14 protein-coding genes are annotated in these 17,404 nt (G+C 69.7%); 6 read left to right on the top strand and 8 right to left on the bottom strand.

Going from position 1 to position 17,404, the window contains the following annotated elements; genetic code table 11:
- The first annotated feature begins 89 nt into the window (after positions 1-89).
- Complete coding sequence (locus tag P5G46_RS12175) at positions 90-3,071, top strand: cytochrome P450 (RefSeq protein ID WP_375094637.1); 2,982 nt, start codon at positions 90-92, stop codon at positions 3,069-3,071.
- 53 nt (positions 3,072-3,124) lie between these two features.
- Here P5G46_RS12175 and P5G46_RS12180 read toward each other — a convergent pair whose 3' ends face one another.
- The 6 genes from P5G46_RS12180 to P5G46_RS12205 form a co-directional block, all read right to left on the bottom strand.
- On the bottom strand, positions 3,125-3,928 hold the full coding sequence (locus tag P5G46_RS12180) for an HpcH/HpaI aldolase family protein (RefSeq protein ID WP_239274941.1): 804 nt from the start codon (positions 3,926-3,928) through the stop codon (positions 3,125-3,127).
- On the bottom strand, positions 3,913-4,698 hold the full coding sequence (locus P5G46_RS12185; RefSeq protein WP_375094636.1) for a 2-keto-4-pentenoate hydratase: 786 nt from the start codon (positions 4,696-4,698) through the stop codon (positions 3,913-3,915). The genes P5G46_RS12180 and P5G46_RS12185 overlap by 16 nt, the downstream gene beginning before the upstream one ends.
- A gap of 88 nt (positions 4,699-4,786) precedes the next feature.
- Positions 4,787-5,935: a 3,4-dihydroxyphenylacetate 2,3-dioxygenase gene (gene hpaD, locus P5G46_RS12190; RefSeq protein ID WP_408905793.1), complete on the bottom strand. Its 1,149-nt coding sequence runs from the start codon at positions 5,933-5,935 to the stop codon at positions 4,787-4,789.
- A gap of 1 nt (position 5,936) precedes the next feature.
- Entirely contained in the window at positions 5,937-7,451 is a 1,515-nt protein-coding gene (hpaE, locus tag P5G46_RS12195) for a 5-carboxymethyl-2-hydroxymuconate semialdehyde dehydrogenase (protein ID WP_239274944.1), read from the bottom strand.
- Positions 7,452-7,468: 17 nt separating this feature from the next.
- Positions 7,469-8,155, bottom strand: coding sequence for a GntR family transcriptional regulator (locus P5G46_RS12200; RefSeq protein ID WP_239274945.1), 687 nt, complete (start codon positions 8,153-8,155; stop codon positions 7,469-7,471).
- Positions 8,152-9,636, bottom strand: coding sequence for a fumarylacetoacetate hydrolase family protein (locus tag P5G46_RS12205; RefSeq protein WP_375094633.1), 1,485 nt, complete (start codon positions 9,634-9,636; stop codon positions 8,152-8,154). Before P5G46_RS12205 ends, P5G46_RS12200 begins: the two co-directional genes overlap by 4 nt.
- Positions 9,637-9,741: 105 nt before the next feature.
- On the opposite strand from P5G46_RS12205, the gene P5G46_RS12210 reads away from it, so the two are divergent.
- Positions 9,742-11,133: an MFS transporter gene (locus tag P5G46_RS12210; RefSeq protein ID WP_239274947.1), complete on the top strand. Its 1,392-nt coding sequence runs from the start codon at positions 9,742-9,744 to the stop codon at positions 11,131-11,133.
- 83 nt (positions 11,134-11,216) lie between these two features.
- On the opposite strand, the gene P5G46_RS12215 is transcribed toward P5G46_RS12210, so the two are convergent.
- Both P5G46_RS12215 and P5G46_RS12220 read right to left on the bottom strand, forming a co-directional pair.
- Positions 11,217-12,632 carry an aldehyde dehydrogenase family protein gene (locus P5G46_RS12215; protein ID WP_375094632.1) on the bottom strand — a complete coding sequence of 472 codons (1,416 nt, stop codon included), beginning with the start codon at positions 12,630-12,632 and terminating at the stop codon, positions 11,217-11,219.
- Positions 12,633-12,744: 112 nt separating this feature from the next.
- Positions 12,745-13,719 carry an AraC-like ligand-binding domain-containing protein gene (locus tag P5G46_RS12220; RefSeq protein WP_375094631.1) on the bottom strand — a complete coding sequence of 325 codons (975 nt, stop codon included), beginning with the start codon at positions 13,717-13,719 and terminating at the stop codon, positions 12,745-12,747.
- 197 nt (positions 13,720-13,916) lie between these two features.
- Here P5G46_RS12220 and P5G46_RS12225 point away from each other — a divergent pair, with 197 nt between their 5' ends.
- Genes P5G46_RS12225 through P5G46_RS12240 form a run of 4 tightly spaced genes read left to right on the top strand, consistent with a single transcriptional unit; the run spans position 13,917 to position 17,313 of the window.
- Positions 13,917-14,342, top strand: coding sequence for a carboxymuconolactone decarboxylase family protein (locus P5G46_RS12225; RefSeq protein ID WP_375094630.1), 426 nt, complete (start codon positions 13,917-13,919; stop codon positions 14,340-14,342).
- Positions 14,339-15,268 (top strand): NAD(P)-dependent oxidoreductase, encoded by a 930-nt coding sequence (locus P5G46_RS12230; protein WP_375094629.1) that lies wholly within the window; start codon positions 14,339-14,341, stop codon positions 15,266-15,268. Before P5G46_RS12225 ends, P5G46_RS12230 begins: the two co-directional genes overlap by 4 nt.
- Position 15,269: 1 nt before the next feature.
- A complete protein-coding gene (locus P5G46_RS12235; RefSeq protein ID WP_375094627.1) occupies positions 15,270-15,821 on the top strand; it encodes a TRAP transporter small permease subunit in 552 nt (183 codons plus the stop codon).
- 31 nt (positions 15,822-15,852) lie between these two features.
- Complete coding sequence (locus P5G46_RS12240; protein ID WP_375094626.1) at positions 15,853-17,313, top strand: TRAP transporter large permease; 1,461 nt, start codon at positions 15,853-15,855, stop codon at positions 17,311-17,313.
- Positions 17,314-17,404: the final 91 nt, after the last annotated feature.

The raw sequence follows: 17,404 nt of genomic DNA on the forward strand, positions 1-17,404 counted from the left end.
TGAGACCGGAAATAACCGCTTTCCCCGGGGTATGCATCGAACCATACTCGAACTGTTCGCCGCCGAACACCGACACGAGGAAGTGCACCGTGAGCCGACCCGCCCCGATCGCCGACTGGGTGACGATCCCGGACCTGTACCGCGACCCGTTCCCCATCTACGACCGACTGCGCGCCGAAGGCGGCGTGCACTGGGTTCCGAGCGTGGGCCGCTACCTCATCACGACCTATGACGCCGTGCACACGACCGAGTTCGACCAGGAGACGTTCTCGGCGAACGAGGAGGGCTCGCTACAGATCCGTGCCATGGGGCATTCCATGCTGCGCCGTGACGATCCGGAGCACTACCCCGAGCGCAAGGCCTGGCAACCGGTGCTGCGGCCGGGCGTCGTCAAGCGCACGTGGACCAGCGTGTTCGAACGCAACGCGGACCGCTACCTCGACGAGATGCTCGCCAAGGGGCCGGGTGCCGACATCATCTGGGATTTCGCGGCGCCGTATGCGGCGGAGAACCTGCGCGAGATCCTCGGCTTCCACAACGTGCACCAGGAAGATCTGCAGCGCTGGTCGCAGACGCTGATCGACGCGACCGGCAACTACGCCGACGACCCCGAGGTGTGGACCAAGGGCAAGCGCTCTTTCGACGAGGTCGACGCCGCCCTCGACGAGATGCTCGCGTGGCACGCGAAGCACCCCGATCACTCGCTCATCTCGACGCTGCTGCGCATCGCCGACTACGAGATGCCGATCGAGAAGATCCGCGCGAACATCAAGATGACGATCGGCGGCGGCCTCAACGAGCCGCGCGACGCCCTCGGTGTCGCCGCGTGGGCTCTGCTCGAGCACCCGGACCAACGCCGCGCGGTCGAGGCCGATCCTTCCCTCTGGCCCGCGGTGTTCGACGAGGCCATCCGCTGGATCGCACCCATCGGGCTGTACTCGCGTCAGGTCACGACCGACACCGTGCTCGCCGGGGTGCGGCTTCCCGCCGGGGCGAAGCTCGGCATCTGCATCCTTTCGGCCAACCGGGACGAGAACGTCTGGGCGGATGCCGCGGAGTTCGACATCCGCCGCGAGGTCAAGCCGCACCTCGCCTTCAGCAAGGGTGTCCACGTGTGCCTGGGCGCCTGGGTCGCCAAGGCGGAGGTGGCGACGGTCGGCTTGCCGCGTCTGTTCGAGCGCCTCCGCAGCGTGGATCTGCACCCGGAACGCCCGGCCGTGATCGGTGGGTGGGTGTTCCGCGGGATGCTGGAGCTTCCCGTCACCTGGAACACGTCGGCTGCCGCTCGTGTCCCCCTCGCCGAGACGCCGTCCGCCGCCCCGGCTGCGATGGTTCCCCACGTGGCGATCGTCGGCTCGGGCCCCGCCGGCTGCTTCACCGCGCAAGCGGTTCGGCGCTCCTTCCCCCACGCCGAGATCGACGTCTTTGATCGCTTGCCCGTGCCCTACGGTCTCGTGCGCTACGGAGTCGCCGCCGACCATCAGGGCACCAAGTCGGTGTCGCGGCAGTTCGACCGCCTTTTCACCGAGGAGGGCGTGCGATTCCACGGCGGCGTCGCGGTTGGGCAGGACGTCCCGCTCGACGCGCTCCGCTCCGCTTTCGACGCCGTGGTGCTCGCCTCGGGTGTCTCGGCTGACGCGCGCCTCACCGTACCGGGCGCCGACCTTCCCGGGGTCGTGGGTGCCGGGGCACTGACCCGACTGCTCAACGCTCACCCCGACCATCACGGTGACGACGTCGCGCTCGGCCCTCGCGTGGTGGTGATCGGCCACGGCAACGTCGCGCTCGACGTCGTGCGGTTGATCGCTCGCACGGGCGCGGACCTCGACGGGAGCGACGTCGACGACGCCGTGCACGGGCGCGTCGCGGGCGATGTCCGTGTCGTGCACGTCGTCGGGCGTTCCGCGCCGGAGACCGCCAAGTTCGACCCCGTCATGGTGCGCGAACTCGCCGCTATCCCGGGCATCGGCCACACGGTGCACGGAACCGACCTCACGGCGGTGCCCGAGGGCAAGGACGCCCGTGTCGACGCCGTCCGGACGCTCGAGCGCGCCGCCGACGAAACCGCCCGGGTGCAGGTGCACTGGTGGTTCGGTCTCACCCCGGAGGCGATCGAAGGTTCGGCATCGGCGGAGGGCGTGCGTTTTCGCGGCGCCGACGGCGCGGTGCGGCTCGACGCGGACGCAGTGGTCACCGCCGTCGGATTCGCCGCGGATCCGACGACCCTCGTCGAGCCCGGCGCCTACCCGGACGGGCGCATCGAGCCCGGACTCTACGTGGCCGGCTGGCTGCGCCGCGGCCCGCGCGGCACGATCCCCGATCAGCGCGCCGACGCGAGAGGCCTCGCCCGCGTCCTCGCCGACGACGTGGCGAAGGGCGCGATCACCGGCGGAGCGGCAGGTCTCGCGGCCCTCGACCTCCCCGATCACGTCGACTTCGACGGATGGCGACGGATCGACGCGCGCGAGACGCTCCGGGCCGCGCCCGGCCGCGTGCGGGCCAAGCTCCGCACGCGGGAGGATCTGCTCGCCGCCGCGGCCGACACGTCGACCCCGCTCCCGACGGTTGCGGTGTCGCGCTCCAAAACGGGCGGGGAGAGCAGCGTGCCCGTCACGCTCCTCTTCGGCACCGAGTCGGGGAACGCCGAGCTCGTTGCGGAAGACCTCGCGCGCCACCTCGGAGATCGCGCCGAGACGCGGGTCGTCGACCTCGGCGACCTGGACCTCGCCGACCTCGACCCCGGCCGAGTGCACCTCGTTGTCTGCTCGACCTACGGCGACGGCGAACTGCCCACGACCGTGCGCGGGTTACGTGAGCGGCTCCTGTCCGAGCGGCCGGGGCTCGATGGCATCCGCTATGCCGTGTTCGGTCTCGGCGACCGCAGCTACACGAAGACCTACTCGCGGGGGAGCGAGATGATCGACGAAGCGCTCGCCGCGTGCGGCGCCACGCGGGTGGGGGAGTACGGCCGCCACGATGCCGGTGGGCCGATGGATGCCGCGGAGGTCGCGCGCGAATGGGCCGATGGCGTGCTCGCCGAGCTCGCGGCTCGAGAGCTCGTCGCCCGCTGACCGGTGGTGCCGCGGGTCGCTCGCGGGGAGCGCCGGAGGGGAGCCGACCGCGGCTAGTAGCTGGCGCGGTCGGAGGCGTCGCCGCCCGACGACCACCGGGCCGCGAGGGCTTCTGAGCCTCGGGCGAGGAGAGCGACGTCGGCGCCGACGAGGAGGAAGGACGCCCCGGCATCCCGGTATGCCTCCGCCATATCGGGGTCGAACGCGTTCACGCCGACCGGCTTCCCGGCCGCGCGCACCGCGGTGAAGGCCCGCAGGACCGCAGCCACGACGTCGGGATGCGTCTGCCGGCCGAGAAGACCCAGGGATGCCGCGAGGTCGCTGGGCCCCACGAAGACACCGTCGATTCCGTCCACCGCCGCGATGTCGCCCGCGGCGTCGACCCCCTCGGCCGTCTCGACCTGCACGAAGAGCGAGACGTGGTCGTCGGCGGCGGCGAGATAGTCCTCGACGCGGTTCCATCGCGCCGATCGCGCGAGCGCCGACCCCACGCCCCGCACGCCGCGCGGCGGATAGCGCACCGCCGCCACGAGTTCACGGGCCTGGTCGGCGGACGACACCATGGGGACGAGGATGTTCTGGGCGCCGAGGTCGAGCACCTGCTTGAGTGTGACCGTGTCGCCGATGGGGACGCGCACCACCGGTGTCGCCGGGTAGGCGGCGATGGCCTGCAGCTGCGTGAGCACCGACGTGAGGCCGTTGGGCGAATGCTCCATGTCGACGAGGATCCAGTCGGTCCCCGAGCCCGCGATGATCTCGGCCACTAGGGGGCTGCCCGAGCAGACCCACATCCCCGCGAGGGGGCGGGACGACTCCGCGAGGCGGTCGCGGAAAGTCGGAGCTAGACGAAGCGGCATTCGATCGTTCCCATCGGTCCGTAGTCGCACAGCACGCTATCGCCCCGCGACACCCACATCGGGCGCGTGAACGAGCCGGCGAGGATGATCTCGCCCGCTTCGAGCCGTGCGCCGTGCTGCGCGAACTTGTTCGCCAGCCAGGCGACGCCCGTGGCGGGGTGGCCGAGCACCCCGGCAGCGACCCCCGTCTCCTCGATGTCGCCATTGCGCGAGAGCACGCCGGGCACCCATCGCAGATCGATCTCGTCGGGGCGCTTGTGCACGTCGCCCAGGACCATCGCGCCGTAGGCGGCGTTGTCGGAGATCGTGTCGACGATCGTGCGACCCTCGAGCTCGATGTGGGAGTTGAGGACCTCCAGGGCCGGGACGGCATAGTCGATCGCCGCCAGCGCGTCCTCGAGAGTGCAGTCCGGTCCCTTGAGAGGCTGCTTCAGCACGAACGCGAGCTCGACCTCGATGCGGACGTTCGAGAAGTGCTCCACCGGGATGTCGTCTCCCGAGCGGTACACGGTGTCGTCGAACATGACGCCGTAGTCGGGCTCGGTGATCCCCGTGGCGTGCTGCATCGCCTTCGAGGTCAGCCCGATCTTTCGCCCGACGAGCGTGCGGCCCGCCGCGATCTGCGTGTCGCGCCAGCGGCCCTGAATCGCATACGAGTCGACGACCGTGGCATCCGGAAACCGTGCGGTGATGCGCGGAATCATGGTGTGTGTGCGGTCGGCCTCCGCGAGCTCGGCCGCGATCTGGTCGATCTGCTGCTCGGTGAGCATGCGTTCCTCCGTGTCTTTCGGCCTGAGTCGCCAGAATTTGTCGCCTCCGGGCGAGCCTGGGCGACAAATTCTGGCGACTCGCGCCTCGTTAGAGCTGGTTGCCGAGCTTGAACTCGGAAGAAGGGGATGCCTCGGGGGCGCGGGTGTAGGAGAAGCCGTCGGCCCCGATCGTCACGGCCATCTCGCTCGCGTCGGTGCGGGCACGCACCGGCTGCGGGTTGCCGTCGAGGTCGAGGACGAGCGACGCCTCGGTGTACCACGACGGCACGACCGCGTTGCCCCACCAGTCACGGCGCTGGTTGTCGTGGACGTCCCACGTGACGACCGGGTTGTCGGGGTCGCCGGTGTAGTAGTCCTGCGTGTAGATCTCGACCCGGTGGCCGTCGGGGTCGCGCAGGTAGAGGTAGAACGCGTTCGAGACGCCGTGACGCCCGGGTCCGCGCTCGATGGCATCCGACCGCCGGAGCGCGCCGAGCTTGTCGCAGATGGCGAGGATGTTGTGCTTCTCGTGCGTGGCGAAGGCGACGTGGTGCATGCGGGGGCCGTCGCCGCCGGTCATGGCCGTGTCGTGCACGGTGGGCTTCCGCCGCATCCACGCGGCGTAGACCGTGCCCTCGTCGTCCTGGATGTCTTCGGTGACGCGGAAGCCGAGCGTCTGCATGAAGTTGACGGCGCGCGGCACGTCGGGCGTCACCTGGTTGAAGTGGTCGAGGCGGACGAGCTCGCCCGGCGTGTGCAGGTCGTAGCGCCACGACAGACGCTCGACGTGCTGGGTGTCGAAGAAGAACTCGTACGGAAACCCGAGCGGGTCCTCCACGCGCACGGAATCGCCGATGCCCTTCGTGAAGCCGTCACGGCGCCGCTCGACCCGGCATCCGAGCTCGGAATAGAAAGCGACCGCCTTGTCGAGGTCGTCCGCGCTGCGCACGCGGTACGAGAACGCCGCGACCGCCGCGACCGGACCCTGGCGCAGCACGAGGTTGTGGTGGATGAACTCCTCGGTCGAGCGCAGGTAGATCGCGTCGCCGTCCTCCTCGGTGACGTAGAGCCCCAGCACGTCGACGTAGAACTCCCGGGATGCCGCGAGGTCGGTGACGACGAGCTCCATGTAGGCGCAGCGCAGGATGTCGGGCGCGGGGGAGGAGGGCGTCGGGATGGGGTTGTCGGTGCGGATCGGCGCCTCGGCGGAGACGAAGAAGCCCGAGGAGGTGCGGGTCATCTGGCTGCGGTCGGTCATCTCAGGCTCCTTTGCCGAAGGTCGGGTTGTGGGACGGGCCGAGGGTGATGTGCACGGCCTGCTGGTCGGTGTAGAAGTCGATCGAGCGGTACCCGCCCTCGTGGCCGAGGCCGGATGCCTTCACGCCGCCGAACGGGGTGCGGAGGTCGCGCACGTTGTTGGAGTTGAGCCACACCATGCCGGCCTCGACGTTCTGCGCGAACAGGTGAGCGCGCTTCAGGTCGTTCGTCCAGACGTAGGCGGCGAGGCCGTACTTGGTGTTGTTCGCCAGCTCCAGCGCCTCGTCGTCGGTGTCGAACGGCGTGATGGCGACGACCGGACCGAAGATCTCCTCCTGGAAGATGCGCGCATCGGGGGCGACGTCGGCGAAGACGGTCGGCTGGACGAAGTTCCCCTCGTCGAAGCCGTCGGGGCGGCCGCCGCCGGCCACCAGTCGGCCCTCGGTCTTGCCGAGCTCGACGTACGACATGACCTTGGCGTAGTGCTCGGGGTGGACGAGCGCGCCGACCTCGGTCTCGGGGTCGTCGGGGTAACCGACCTTCACTCGCGCGGCCTGCGCGGCGTAGCGCTCGACGAACTCGTCGTACACGGCCCGCTCGACGAGGATGCGGCTACCGGCGGTGCACCGCTCGCCGTTGAGCGAGAACACACCGAAGATGGTCGCGTCGATCGCGGCATCCAGGTCGGCGTCGGCGAAGACGATCGCGGGGCTCTTGCCGCCCAGCTCCATCGAGAGACCCTTGAGGAAGGGGGCCGCGTTGGCGAAGATGAGCTGCCCGGTCGAGCTCTCTCCCGTGAAGGAGATGAGCGGCACGTCGGGGTGCTTCACGAGGGCGTCGCCGGCGTCCTCGCCGAGCCCGTTGACGAGGTTGAACACCCCTTCGGGGAGTCCCGCCTCCTCGAAGATCCCGGCCCACAGGGATGCCGACAGCGGCGTGAACTCCGCGGGCTTGAGCACCACGGTGTTGCCGGTGGCGAGGGCCGGGGCGAGCTTCCACGACTCGAGCATGAACGGTGTGTTCCACGGCGTGATGAGGCCCGCGACGCCGATCGGCTTGCGGTTGACGTAGTTGAGCTGGCGGCCCGGCACCTTGAACGCATCGTCGGTCTGCGCCACGATCAGGTCGGCGAAGAACCGGAAGTTCTCGGCCGCGCGCCGGGCCTGTCCCAACGCCTGCGTGATCGGCAGGCCCGAGTCGAAGGACTCCAGCTCCGCCAGCCGCGCGTCACGGGACTCGACGATGTCGGCGATGCGGTGCAGCACGCGGGAACGCTCGCGGGGGAGCATGCGAGGCCATGGTCCGTCGGTGAAGGCCTTCCGTGCGGCGGCGACCGCGCGGTCGATGTCGGCCTTCTTGCCCGCCGCCGCCGTGACGTACGTCTCGTTGGTGACGGGATCGAGGACGTCGAAGGTGTCGCCGTCGGCAGAGTCGACGAAGGCGCCGTCGATGTAGTGACGGATGCGCTCGGGCAGATCGGCGGGGATGGTCCGCTGCAGCGTCTGTGTGTCGCTCATGGGGATGCTTTCCTGTGTCAGACCGCCGGGAGGCCGAGGACCTCGTCGGGGTGTTCGTGGATGAGGTAGGCGTCGAGGGTGGCAGCGCGATGCCGGCGCGAGGCCTTCTCGATCTCGCCGAGGGGGGCTGCGGACTCGATCAGGCGGAGGATGTTCTCGTGCTCGCGGACACTCTCTGCGGCGCGACCCGGCACGAAGCTGAAGGTCGAGTCGCGCAGGTGCCCGAGGCGGGCCCATTCGGCCTGGACGAGTTCGAGCATGCGCGGGTTCGCGCAACGCTCGAACAGGATCGCGTGGAACTCCTGGTTCAACGCGGTGAAGACGCGCGGGTCGAAGTGCTCGAGTGTCTCGATCATGCGTTCGTTGATCGCGCGGGCACGGTGGAGATCGTCGGAGGTCAGCGCCCGTGCCGACAGCGCGGTGGCCGCGCCCTCCAGGATGCTGAGGGCCTGCATGCTGTGCCGGTACTGCGAGTCGTCCACCATCGACACCCGCGCCCCGACATTGCGCTCGAACGTCACGAGACCCTCGGCCTCGAGCTGACGGATGGCCTCGCGCACGGGCACCACGCTCATGTCGAGATCGCTCGCGATCGAACCGAGCACCAGGCGGTATCCCGGGGTGAACTCCTGACGCGCGATCCGGTCCTTGATCCAGTGGTACGCCTGCTGCGACTTGCTGAGCGTCACTTCCGCGGCCCTCACGAACGTTCCTTCTCGTAGCGGGCGCGCCACTGCGCGTTCATCGGGAAGAGACCGTCCACGGGGTGTCCCGCCGCGACCTGCGTCGCGATCCAGGCATCCTCTTCCTCCTGAGCGAGGGCGGCGTCGACGACCTCTTCGACGAGTGCGGGCGGGATGACGATGACCCCGTCGCCGTCACCCACGATGACATCACCCGGCTGGACGGTGGTGCCGCCGCACCCGATCGCCACATCGGTGTCCCACGGCACATGCCGGCGGCCGAGCACCGCCGGGTGCGGTCCACGCGAGAAGACGGGGAGACCCACCGCGGCGACGGCCGCGTAGTCGCGCACGCCTCCGTCGGTCACGATGCCTGCGGCGCCGCGGGCTTTCGCGCGCAGGGCCAGGATGTCGCCGAGCGTGCCCGACCCCGATTCGCCGCGGGCCTCGATCACGATGACCTCGCCCTCTCCGACGCTGTCGAAGGCGCGCTTCTGGGCGTTGTACCCGCCGCCGTGCGAGGCGAACAGGTCTTCGCGGTGGGGGACGAAACGCAGCGTCCGAGCCAGGCCGACGAGCGTGGACCCGGGATGCATCGCGGCCACGCCGTCGATGGAGACATCGTTCAATCCGCGCTTGCGCAATTGCCCCGAGAGGGCGGCGACAGGAACCCGCGAGAGCTTCGCGCGCAGTTCGTCGGTGAGTCGGAACGGTGCGGGTGCGGCGGGGAGCCCCGCGCTCTCGCGCGAGCCCCACGCCTCGGCGCGCTGGTGGTCGTCGACGGAGGGGAGGGAGCCGAGCGTGTCGTCGAACGGTTCGTCGCCCTCGACGACCGTCGTCACCAGGCGCCCTGAACTGGGCGACTCGGCCACGCCGGGAGCGTCGACCTCGACCTCCACCACGGCCCCCGGAAGGACGACGCTCGAGCCCGCGGGCGTACCCGTGAGGATGATGTCGCCGGGTTCGAGCGTGAGGTGCTGCGAGAGGTCGGCAACGATCTGGGTCAGCGGGAACAGAAGGTCTTCGGTCGTGTCGTCCTGGGCGAGCGCACCATCCACCCACGTGCGCACGCGAAGGCCGGTGGGCGACACGGTCGCCGCGGGGATGAGCCGGGGGCCGAGCGGCGTGTAGCCGTCACGCCCCTTGGACCGGACGTTGGACCCTTTGTCGTTCGCGCGGAGATCGTAGACGCCGAAGTCGTTGGCCGCGGTCACCGCCGCCACATGGCCCCATGCCTCGTCGGCCGCGACCCGCCGCGCGGTCGCGCCGATCACCAGGGCGATCTCGCCCTCGAAGGCCAGCAGTTCGGTGCCGGCGGGGCGTTCGATGGTCGATCCCGATGCGGCGATCGAGCTGGACGGCTTGAGGAAGTAGGACGGGTGCGCGGGCCGTCGGCCGCGCTGGTCGGCTCGCGAGGGGTAGCTCAGGTGCACCGCGATGACCTTCCCGGGACGGGCGGGCAGCGCGGCGAAGCGCGGGTCTGCGGCATCCGTCGTGCTCATGAGGCTCCTTCGCTGCTCATTGCGTCGTATTCGAAATCGTATATGATCTGACGCGGCGGTTCAACCGACCGACTGACAGCGACGTCGACAGAGGGACACCCAACGATGAGTTCTCCAATCTCTCCCACAGCGGGCGGCTTCACGCCGACCGGTACCATCTCCACTCCCGCCGATCGGCGCCGTGTCGTCTTCGCCACGGTGGTCGGCACGACCGTCGAGTGGTACGACTTCTTCATCTACGCCCAGGCGGCAGGGCTCGTGTTCGCCGCGATCTTCTTCGAGCCCGCCGGCCCCGGGATCGCGCTCATCCTGTCGTTCCTGACGGTGGGGCTCAGCTTCCTGTTCCGGCCGCTGGGTGCCTTCCTGGCGGGACACTTCGGTGACAAGTACGGCCGCCGCGTGGTGCTCATGGTCACGCTGATCCTCATGGGCGTGTCCACGACGCTCGTCGGCCTGCTCCCCACCTACGCGGCCATCGGCGTCGCAGCCCCGATCCTGCTGATCTTCCTGCGCATCCTGCAGGGCATCTCGGCCGGTGGGGAGTGGGGAGGCGCGGTGCTCATGGCCGTCGAGCACGCCCCCAAGAACAAGCGTGGACTCTTCGGCGCCTCGCCCCAGATCGGCGTGCCGATCGGTCTGCTCCTGGCATCCGGAATGATGGCGATCATGGCGCTCATCGCGCCCGGCGACGCCTTCCTCGAGTGGGGATGGCGCGTGCCGTTCCTCTTCAGCGTCGTCCTGATCTTCGTCGGGTACTACATTCGCAAGCGCGTCGAGGAGAGCCCCGTCTTCGTCGAGCTCGCCGAGCGCCGGGAAGAGACCAAGACGCCCATCGTGCAGCTGTTCCGCAAGCACTGGGCCCTCGTGCTCATCGCCGCGTTCGTCTTCGCGGGCAACAACGCGGCCGGATACATGTCCACCGGCGGATACATCCAGAACTACGCCACCAACCCCGCCGGCCCGCTCGGGCTCGACCGCGGCCCGGTGCTGTGGGCCGTCGCCGGAGCGTCCGTCGGATGGCTCGTCTTCACATGGCTCTCCGGCTGGATGAGCGACATCATCGGTCGGCGCACCACGTACATCATCGGCTGGATCGCTCTCGCGATCGGCGCCGTCACGCTGTTCCCGCTCGTGAACACCGGGGAGATCGCGCTGGTGTTCCTCGGGCTCCTCATCCTGACCGTCGGCCTCGGCTTCACGTACGGCCCGCAGGCGGCCCTGTACGCAGAACTGTTCCCCGCCTCCGTGCGGTTCTCGGGGGTGTCGATCTCGTACGCGATCGGCGCGATCCTCGGCGGCGCGTTCGCCCCGACCATCGCCACCGCGCTGGTGCAGTCCACCGGCACGACGTGGTCGGTGGCCTTCTACCTCGTCGGGATGGCCGTGCTCGGCCTCATCGCGACCCTGCTGCTGCGCGATCGTCGCGGCATCCCGCTCGGTCCCGACCACGAGGCCGAGCAGGCCGTCTCGCCGATCTACGGGATGTCTCGGTCCTGAGCCGCCTCCCCGGATCCGGTCATCGGCGCGCCGGTGGGGCGCAGGCCCACCCGGCGCGCCGATGCACGTGCCGGCGATGATCGTCACCGCGTGATGACCTTCGGGGCGGCCACGGCCTTGAGGCCTTCCTTCCCGAACTCCATCCCGTAGCCGGATCCCTTCACACCCCCGAACGGCACCATCGGGTTGAGCGTTCCGTGCTGGTTGATCCACACGGTGCCGGCCTGCAGACGCTCGGCCACGGCCATGGCCTCGTCGACGTCGGAGCCCCACACCGACGCCCCGAGCCCCTGGTCGGCGGCGTTCGCGCGGGCGATGGCGTCGTCGAGGTCGCTGTAGCGCAGGACGGGGATGGCAGGCCCGAACTGTTCCTCGCCCACGAGTGCCGCGTCGTCGTCGATGTCCGCGACGACCGTGGCGCGGTAGAAGTGCGGACCGAGCTCGGTGGCCGCCTCGCCGCCCGTGACGATACGAGCGCCGCGCGAGCGGGCGTCGTCGATCAGGCGCGAGACGATGTCGAACTGCTGCCCCGTCGACAGGGGGCCGAGGGCGCTGCCCTCATCGGTGCCCGGCCCCATCGGGGTGGCCTCGGCGAGCGCGGCGAGGGCTGCCACGACGTCTTCGTAGAGGGAGTCGTGCACGTACAGGCGCTTGAGCGCGGCGCACGTCTGACCGGTGTTGATGAAGATGCCCCAGAACAGGTTCTGGGCGATCGCGTCGACATCCGTGCCCGGAAGGACGATTCCGGCGTCGTTGCCGCCGAGCTCGAGAGTGAGGCGCGCGAGGTTGTGCGCCGACCCCTCGATGATGCGCCGACCCGTGGCGGTGGAACCGGTGAACATGATCTTGTCGAGATCGGGGTGCGACGCGATCGCCTCGCCGACGTCCCGACCGCCCGCGACGACGGTGAGCACGCCGTCGGGCAGGTGGCGGTTCATCAGCGCGGCGACGGCGAGCACACTGAGCGGGGTGTACTCGCTGGGCTTGGCGACGACCGTGTTGCCCATGCGCAACGACGGCGCGATCTGCCAGATCGCGATGAGTGCGGGCCAGTTCCACGGGCCGATCGCACCGACCACGCCGAGCGGGGCGTAATGCAGTTCGGAGCGGGTGCCCTCGGCCTCGAAGAGCACCTCGGGTTCGAGCACGGTGTCGGCCGCCTGGCGGATCCACACCGCGCACCCTGCCGCCTCGAAACGGGCGCCCGGCCCGTTCAGCGGCTTCCCCTGCTCGCGAGCGATGATCTGGGCGAGCTCCTCGGCGTGGGCATCGATTTCGTCGGCGGCCCGGTGCAGGATCGCCGACCTCTCGGCGTGCGTGAGCGCGGCCCAGGCGGGTTGCGCGGCGCGCGCTGCGGTCACCGCCCGTGCGAGATCGGCCGCCGTGTGCACGGGGGCATAGCCGATGGTCTCACCGGTGGCGGCGTCGGGTATCGCGCGGCCGATCGCCTGGTCGACCGTGATCTCGGCGAGCAGCGTCGCCGTCTCCGTCTGTGTCATCTGATCCTCCTCGAGCAGATCCGTGCGCTCAGTCAACCGGCGCGGGCCGCATCGCTCTCGGGCTGCGGCGCACGCCACGTGTACGGGAGCGAACGGTCTGCCCGAGGGAGGGTCAGCCGGCGAGGCTGGCGGCGTCGACGTGCTGCAGACGGTGGTCGCGCGGGCCGTGCCCGTAGGTCGACTTGAACAGCTTGCTGAAGTGGCTGGGGTCGATGAACCCCCAGGCCTGGGCGATCTGCACGATCGATCGCGAGCTCTGCGCGGCGTCCTCCAGGTCGAGCCGGCAGCGCTCGAGGCGGCGGGAACGGATGTAGCCCGAGACGGTCTCGCCCTCCTCCTGGAAGAGGTACTGCAGCTGGCGGGCGGAGATGAAGTGGGCCCGGGCGATCGAGTCGGTGTTCAGCCCGGGGTCGTCCAGGTGCCGATCGATGTAGTGGGCGACCGCGTCGAGCGTCACGCGCCAGGGCTCGCGGGCCGTCGAGCTCTGCAACTCGGCCGAGAGCAACGCCGTGATGAGGTCGAAGGCGCTGCGGATGATGCGGGCGCCGTTGACACCCTCGAGCTGATCGAGGTCTTCCGCGAGGTGCTGCATGAACGGGCAGATGACACGACCGATCCCGGTGTCGCCCCGGAGACGTACGGCGGTCACGGTGGGGACGAGGTTGGCCGACAGGCCGAGCATGCTGTGCGGGAACATCATCACGAGCGAGCGCATCTGACCGGCGTACTCGAGTGTGTACGGTCGCGCCGTGTCGTAAATGGCGACGTCGCCGGGGGAGAGGTGCGCGCTGCGCCCGTCCTGCATGACGAGACCGGTGCCGGTCAGCTGCATGCTGAGCTTGAGATGGTGCGGGTCGTCGTCGCGGATCGACGACGGCGCGCGGTGCACCCGATGCGAGGATGCCGCGATGTCGGTGACGCACGTGCCGTCGACCACCCGCGTGCGCAGGTTGCCGGTGAACCCGTCAGGATCGATCGTCGACAGCACGAGCGGGACGAAACGGTTCCCCACGAGGCGGATCCACTCGTCGAAGCTCACGCCGTGGTGGTTCTGCATGTCGCGGGTCGTCGGGTCGGTCTGTTCCATCGCCTGCCTCCTTGCAGTGATGTCGAAACGTCCCCCCAGACTATGCGCGCTCGCGGACGCGCGTGCGGATGACCCGGTCGGTGTGCGCCGAACACCATGGCGCCTGCGCCGTGGGCCATGTGGCCGTGGCATCCGACCCGCCACACTGGTCCGACGGGACGCCGGTCCCGCACGACATCCATGCGAGGGAGCATCAGGTGATCCGCGACGATCTGTACGACATCGGTCTGCGCCAGCGGCGCGACATGTTCGGGCCCGAGGGGGCGGAGGCGCAGGTCGAGCACACGACCGACCTCAACGACAAGATCCAGGACTTCGTCACCCGCTACTGCTTCGGCGACATCTGGCAGCGCGGCGGACTGCCGCTGTCTGATCGCAGCAAGGTGACGCTGGCGATGCTCATCGCCCAGGGCAAGTCCCACGAGCTGCGCATCCACACCCGTGGTGCGCTGGCCAACGGTGTGTCGGTGCTCGAACTGCGCGAGGTCATCGTGCACTCGATGCTGTACTGCGGCATCCCCGCCGCGGTCGAGGGCCTTCGTGCGCTCGAAGAGGTGCTGGCCGAGAAGGGCCTGCCCTCCAGCATCGACGATGAGGCGGAGAAAGCCGGGGTGCCGGCATGAGCGGGGGAGCGGGTCCCGTCCTCGGCGACGACGCGGTGACCACTCGCGTCCGCACCGTCGGCTTCATCGGGCTGGGCACGATGGGCGACCCGATGGTCACCAACATCGCGGCATCCGGAGCTTTCGCGCGCGTGCTCGTGCACGACGTCGACGTCGACCGCGCCGCGGCGTTGGCCGCACGGATCGGCGCCGAGCCCGCGGCCGACCTCACCGACCTCGCCGACTGTGAGGTCATCGTGCTGATGCTGCCCACCAGTGCGATCGTGCGGTCGGTGCTCGTGGATGAGGACGGTGCGCCGCGCATCCCCTCGGCGCCGGGCACGGTGTACGTGGACATGAGCTCGTCCGACCCGACCGAGACGGTCGAGACGGGTCGCCTCCTGGCCGCGTCCGGTGTGCATCTGGTCGACGCCCCGGTGTCGGGTGCGCGCGAACGGGCGATCGCGGGCACCCTCGCGATCATGATGGGCGCGGACGACGAGGACGCCGCGGAGCGGGCGGTACCCGTCATCGACACGATGAGCGCCCGCATCTTCCGCACGGGCGGTCTCGGCACCGGGCACGCGATGAAAGCGCTGAACAACTTCGTCGCCGCGGCCGCCTACACCGCGTCGACGGAGGCGTTGACGGCGGGCGCCCGGTTCGGACTCGATCCCGCCGTCATGGTGGAGATCTTCAACGCGTCGACCGGGCAGAGCTTCGTGACGACGCACGTCCTGCCGGACCACATCGTCGGTGGCCGGTTCGCCTCGGGCTTCGCGCTCCCGCTGATGACGAAGGACGTCCGCATCGCCCAGAAGGTGCAGCGGGCGATGGCGCATGACGCACCGGTGTGCGACGCGGTGGCCGGTGCGCTCGGCGACGCCCTCGACGCGCTCGGCGACGTCGACCACACCCGCGCATACGAGTTCTGGAACGAGCGCTGAGATGACCGTCACCGCTCCCGCGCCGGTGCAGACGTCGCGCTTCGACACTTACCTGCGGGGCCAGAGCGCGGTCCTCGGCGTGATCGCCGCGGGCGCGCTCGTGGTGCTCATGCTCGCCACCGTCGTCGACGTCGTAGTGCGCTTCATCGCCCGCGCGAGCGTACCCGGGATGCTCGAGGTCGCCGAGTCGGCCCTCGTCACCTCGGTGTTCCTGGGGCTGGCGTGGACGTCGATGCAGGGCGGGCACGTCGCCGTGTCGATCGTGACCGACCGCCTCCGGCCCGCCCTGGCGCGGGCCGTGTCCGTCGCGGTCTGGGTGCTCAACGCCGGACTGCTGGCCTGGATGACATACGCGTCGCTCACGCGTGCGGTTCAGGCGACCACGCGCAACGAGACGCGGTTCGGTCTCGTGCAGTGGCCGGTGTGGCCCCTGCGCTGGGTGATCGCGATCGGACTCGCGCTGTGGCTGGTCGTCGCGATCGCGAACGTCGTGCGAACCATTCGAGGACGCGCGGCCTACGGCGAAGACGCCGAAGCCACGGTCGACGCGTGAGCGGCGATCGGAACGACGAAGGAGTGACTCCATGTTGGTGACGATGATCGTGCTCGCGGTCGTGGTGCTGCTGATCCTGCTGCTCATGGCGCGGATGCCGGTGGCCCTGGCACTGGGCCTGTCCGGCGCCGTGGGACTCGGCATCCTGCAAGGCACCGTCTACACGACGAACGTGCTCGGGTCGGTGCCGTTCTCGGCGACCGCGAGTTTCTCGCTCACGATCATCCCGATGTTCATCCTCATGGGGATGCTGGCGATGCGCGCACGGATCGCCGAGCACGTGTTCGCGATCGCCAACCATTTCGTCAGCCGGTTCCCCGGGGGCCTGGGCGTTGCGACCGTCATGGCGTGCGCGGGCTTCTCCGCCGTGTCCGGCTCCAGCATCGGAACGGCCGCGACGATGTCAAAGCTCTCGGTCAACGAGATGCGCGCCTACGGCTATCCGGCGGCGCTCGCCACCGGCATCGTGGCGATCGCCGGCACCCTGGGCGTCATCATCCCGCCGAGCACCTTCCTCGTGCTGTACGCGATCATGACCGGGGAGTCGGTCGCCCAGATGCTCGCGGCGGGCATCATCCCGGGTCTGCTGACGGCCGCGGGGTACGTCACCTACATCCTCATCCTCGGCCATCGCCAGATCGTGCGGAAGGACGTCGAACTGGCCGACGTTGTCGTCGAGGCGCGCACGGCCGCCGCGACCGCTGCGCGCGGCGGTGCCGCGGCATCCGCACCGGTGCACTCGGCATCCGTGGATGCCGCGCTGCACGCGACGCCGAACACCGGGGCGGTCCGCCAGTCGTACGGGCACACGGTCCGGACCCTCCCGTGGCGCGGGCTCGTCCGCCTCGGACTCATCTTCCTGATCATCCTCGGCGGGATGTTCTCCGGCGTGTTCACCTCGACCGAGTCGGCCGCCATCGCGGCCTTCGTCGCCCTGCTGATCCTGCTGTGGGAGTTCCGCCGTGCCGGCGTGACCGCGCTGTGGGGCAACGTGAAGGGCGCGCTGCTGGACACCGCGCAGACGACGTCGATGGTCTTCATGATCCTCGTCGGCTCGAGCATCTTCTCGACGTTCCTGATCGCCGCGCACGTGCCCGACACCATCACGACGTGGATCGCCGGCCTCGCCATCCCGCCGTTGCTGACGATCGGCCTCCTCCTCCTGCTGCTCCTCCCGCTGGGCACCGCTCTGGACGAGATCTCGGTGCTGATCATCACGATCCCGATCATCTATCCGGTCGCGATGGAGCTCGGCTTCAACGGCATCTGGCTGGGCCTCATGATCGTCAAGCTCACCGCTATCGGCATGGTCACCCCGCCCGTCGGCATGACGTGCTTCGTCGTGTCCGGTGCGACGGGGGTGCCGACCGAGACCGTGTTCCGCGGCGTCCTCCCGCTCATGACGATGGACGTGCTCGTCTCGGCGCTGCTGTTCTTCGTGCCCGCGATCGTGCTCTGGCTGCCCTCCCTCGTCGCGCAGACGGCCGGATGACGCGGACGTGCGCCGATGACCCGGCGGTCTGCGGCTGCAGCCATGGGGATGCCACGGCCGGCCGCGCAAACTGAACCCACCCGCGAACCGT

The sequence above is a fragment of the Microbacterium mcarthurae genome (genome assembly GCF_046064585.1).
In the GTDB taxonomy this organism is placed as follows: domain Bacteria; phylum Actinomycetota; class Actinomycetes; order Actinomycetales; family Microbacteriaceae; genus Microbacterium; species Microbacterium mcarthurae.

What these genes read in the sequence shown, in the direction of transcription:
- hpaE (WP_239274944.1), bottom strand. Translation starts at nt 7,451, where the DNA reads ATGAGCGACACACAGACGCTGCAGCGGACCATCCCCGCCGATCTGCCC.
- P5G46_RS12210 (WP_239274947.1), top strand. Translation starts at nt 9,742, where the DNA reads ATGAGTTCTCCAATCTCTCCCACAGCGGGCGGCTTCACGCCGACCGGT.
- P5G46_RS12235 (WP_375094627.1), top strand. Translation starts at nt 15,270, where the DNA reads ATGACCGTCACCGCTCCCGCGCCGGTGCAGACGTCGCGCTTCGACACT.
- P5G46_RS12230 (WP_375094629.1), top strand. Translation starts at nt 14,339, where the DNA reads ATGAGCGGGGGAGCGGGTCCCGTCCTCGGCGACGACGCGGTGACCACT.
- P5G46_RS12240 (WP_375094626.1), top strand. Translation starts at nt 15,853, where the DNA reads ATGTTGGTGACGATGATCGTGCTCGCGGTCGTGGTGCTGCTGATCCTG.
- P5G46_RS12205 (WP_375094633.1), bottom strand. Translation starts at nt 9,636, where the DNA reads ATGAGCACGACGGATGCCGCAGACCCGCGCTTCGCCGCGCTGCCCGCC.
- P5G46_RS12215 (WP_375094632.1), bottom strand. Translation starts at nt 12,632, where the DNA reads ATGACACAGACGGAGACGGCGACGCTGCTCGCCGAGATCACGGTCGAC.
- P5G46_RS12220 (WP_375094631.1), bottom strand. Translation starts at nt 13,719, where the DNA reads ATGGAACAGACCGACCCGACGACCCGCGACATGCAGAACCACCACGGC.
- P5G46_RS12180 (WP_239274941.1), bottom strand. Translation starts at nt 3,928, where the DNA reads ATGCCGCTTCGTCTAGCTCCGACTTTCCGCGACCGCCTCGCGGAGTCG.
- P5G46_RS12185 (WP_375094636.1), bottom strand. Translation starts at nt 4,698, where the DNA reads ATGCTCACCGAGCAGCAGATCGACCAGATCGCGGCCGAGCTCGCGGAG.
- hpaD (WP_408905793.1), bottom strand. Translation starts at nt 5,935, where the DNA reads ATGACCGACCGCAGCCAGATGACCCGCACCTCCTCGGGCTTCTTCGTC.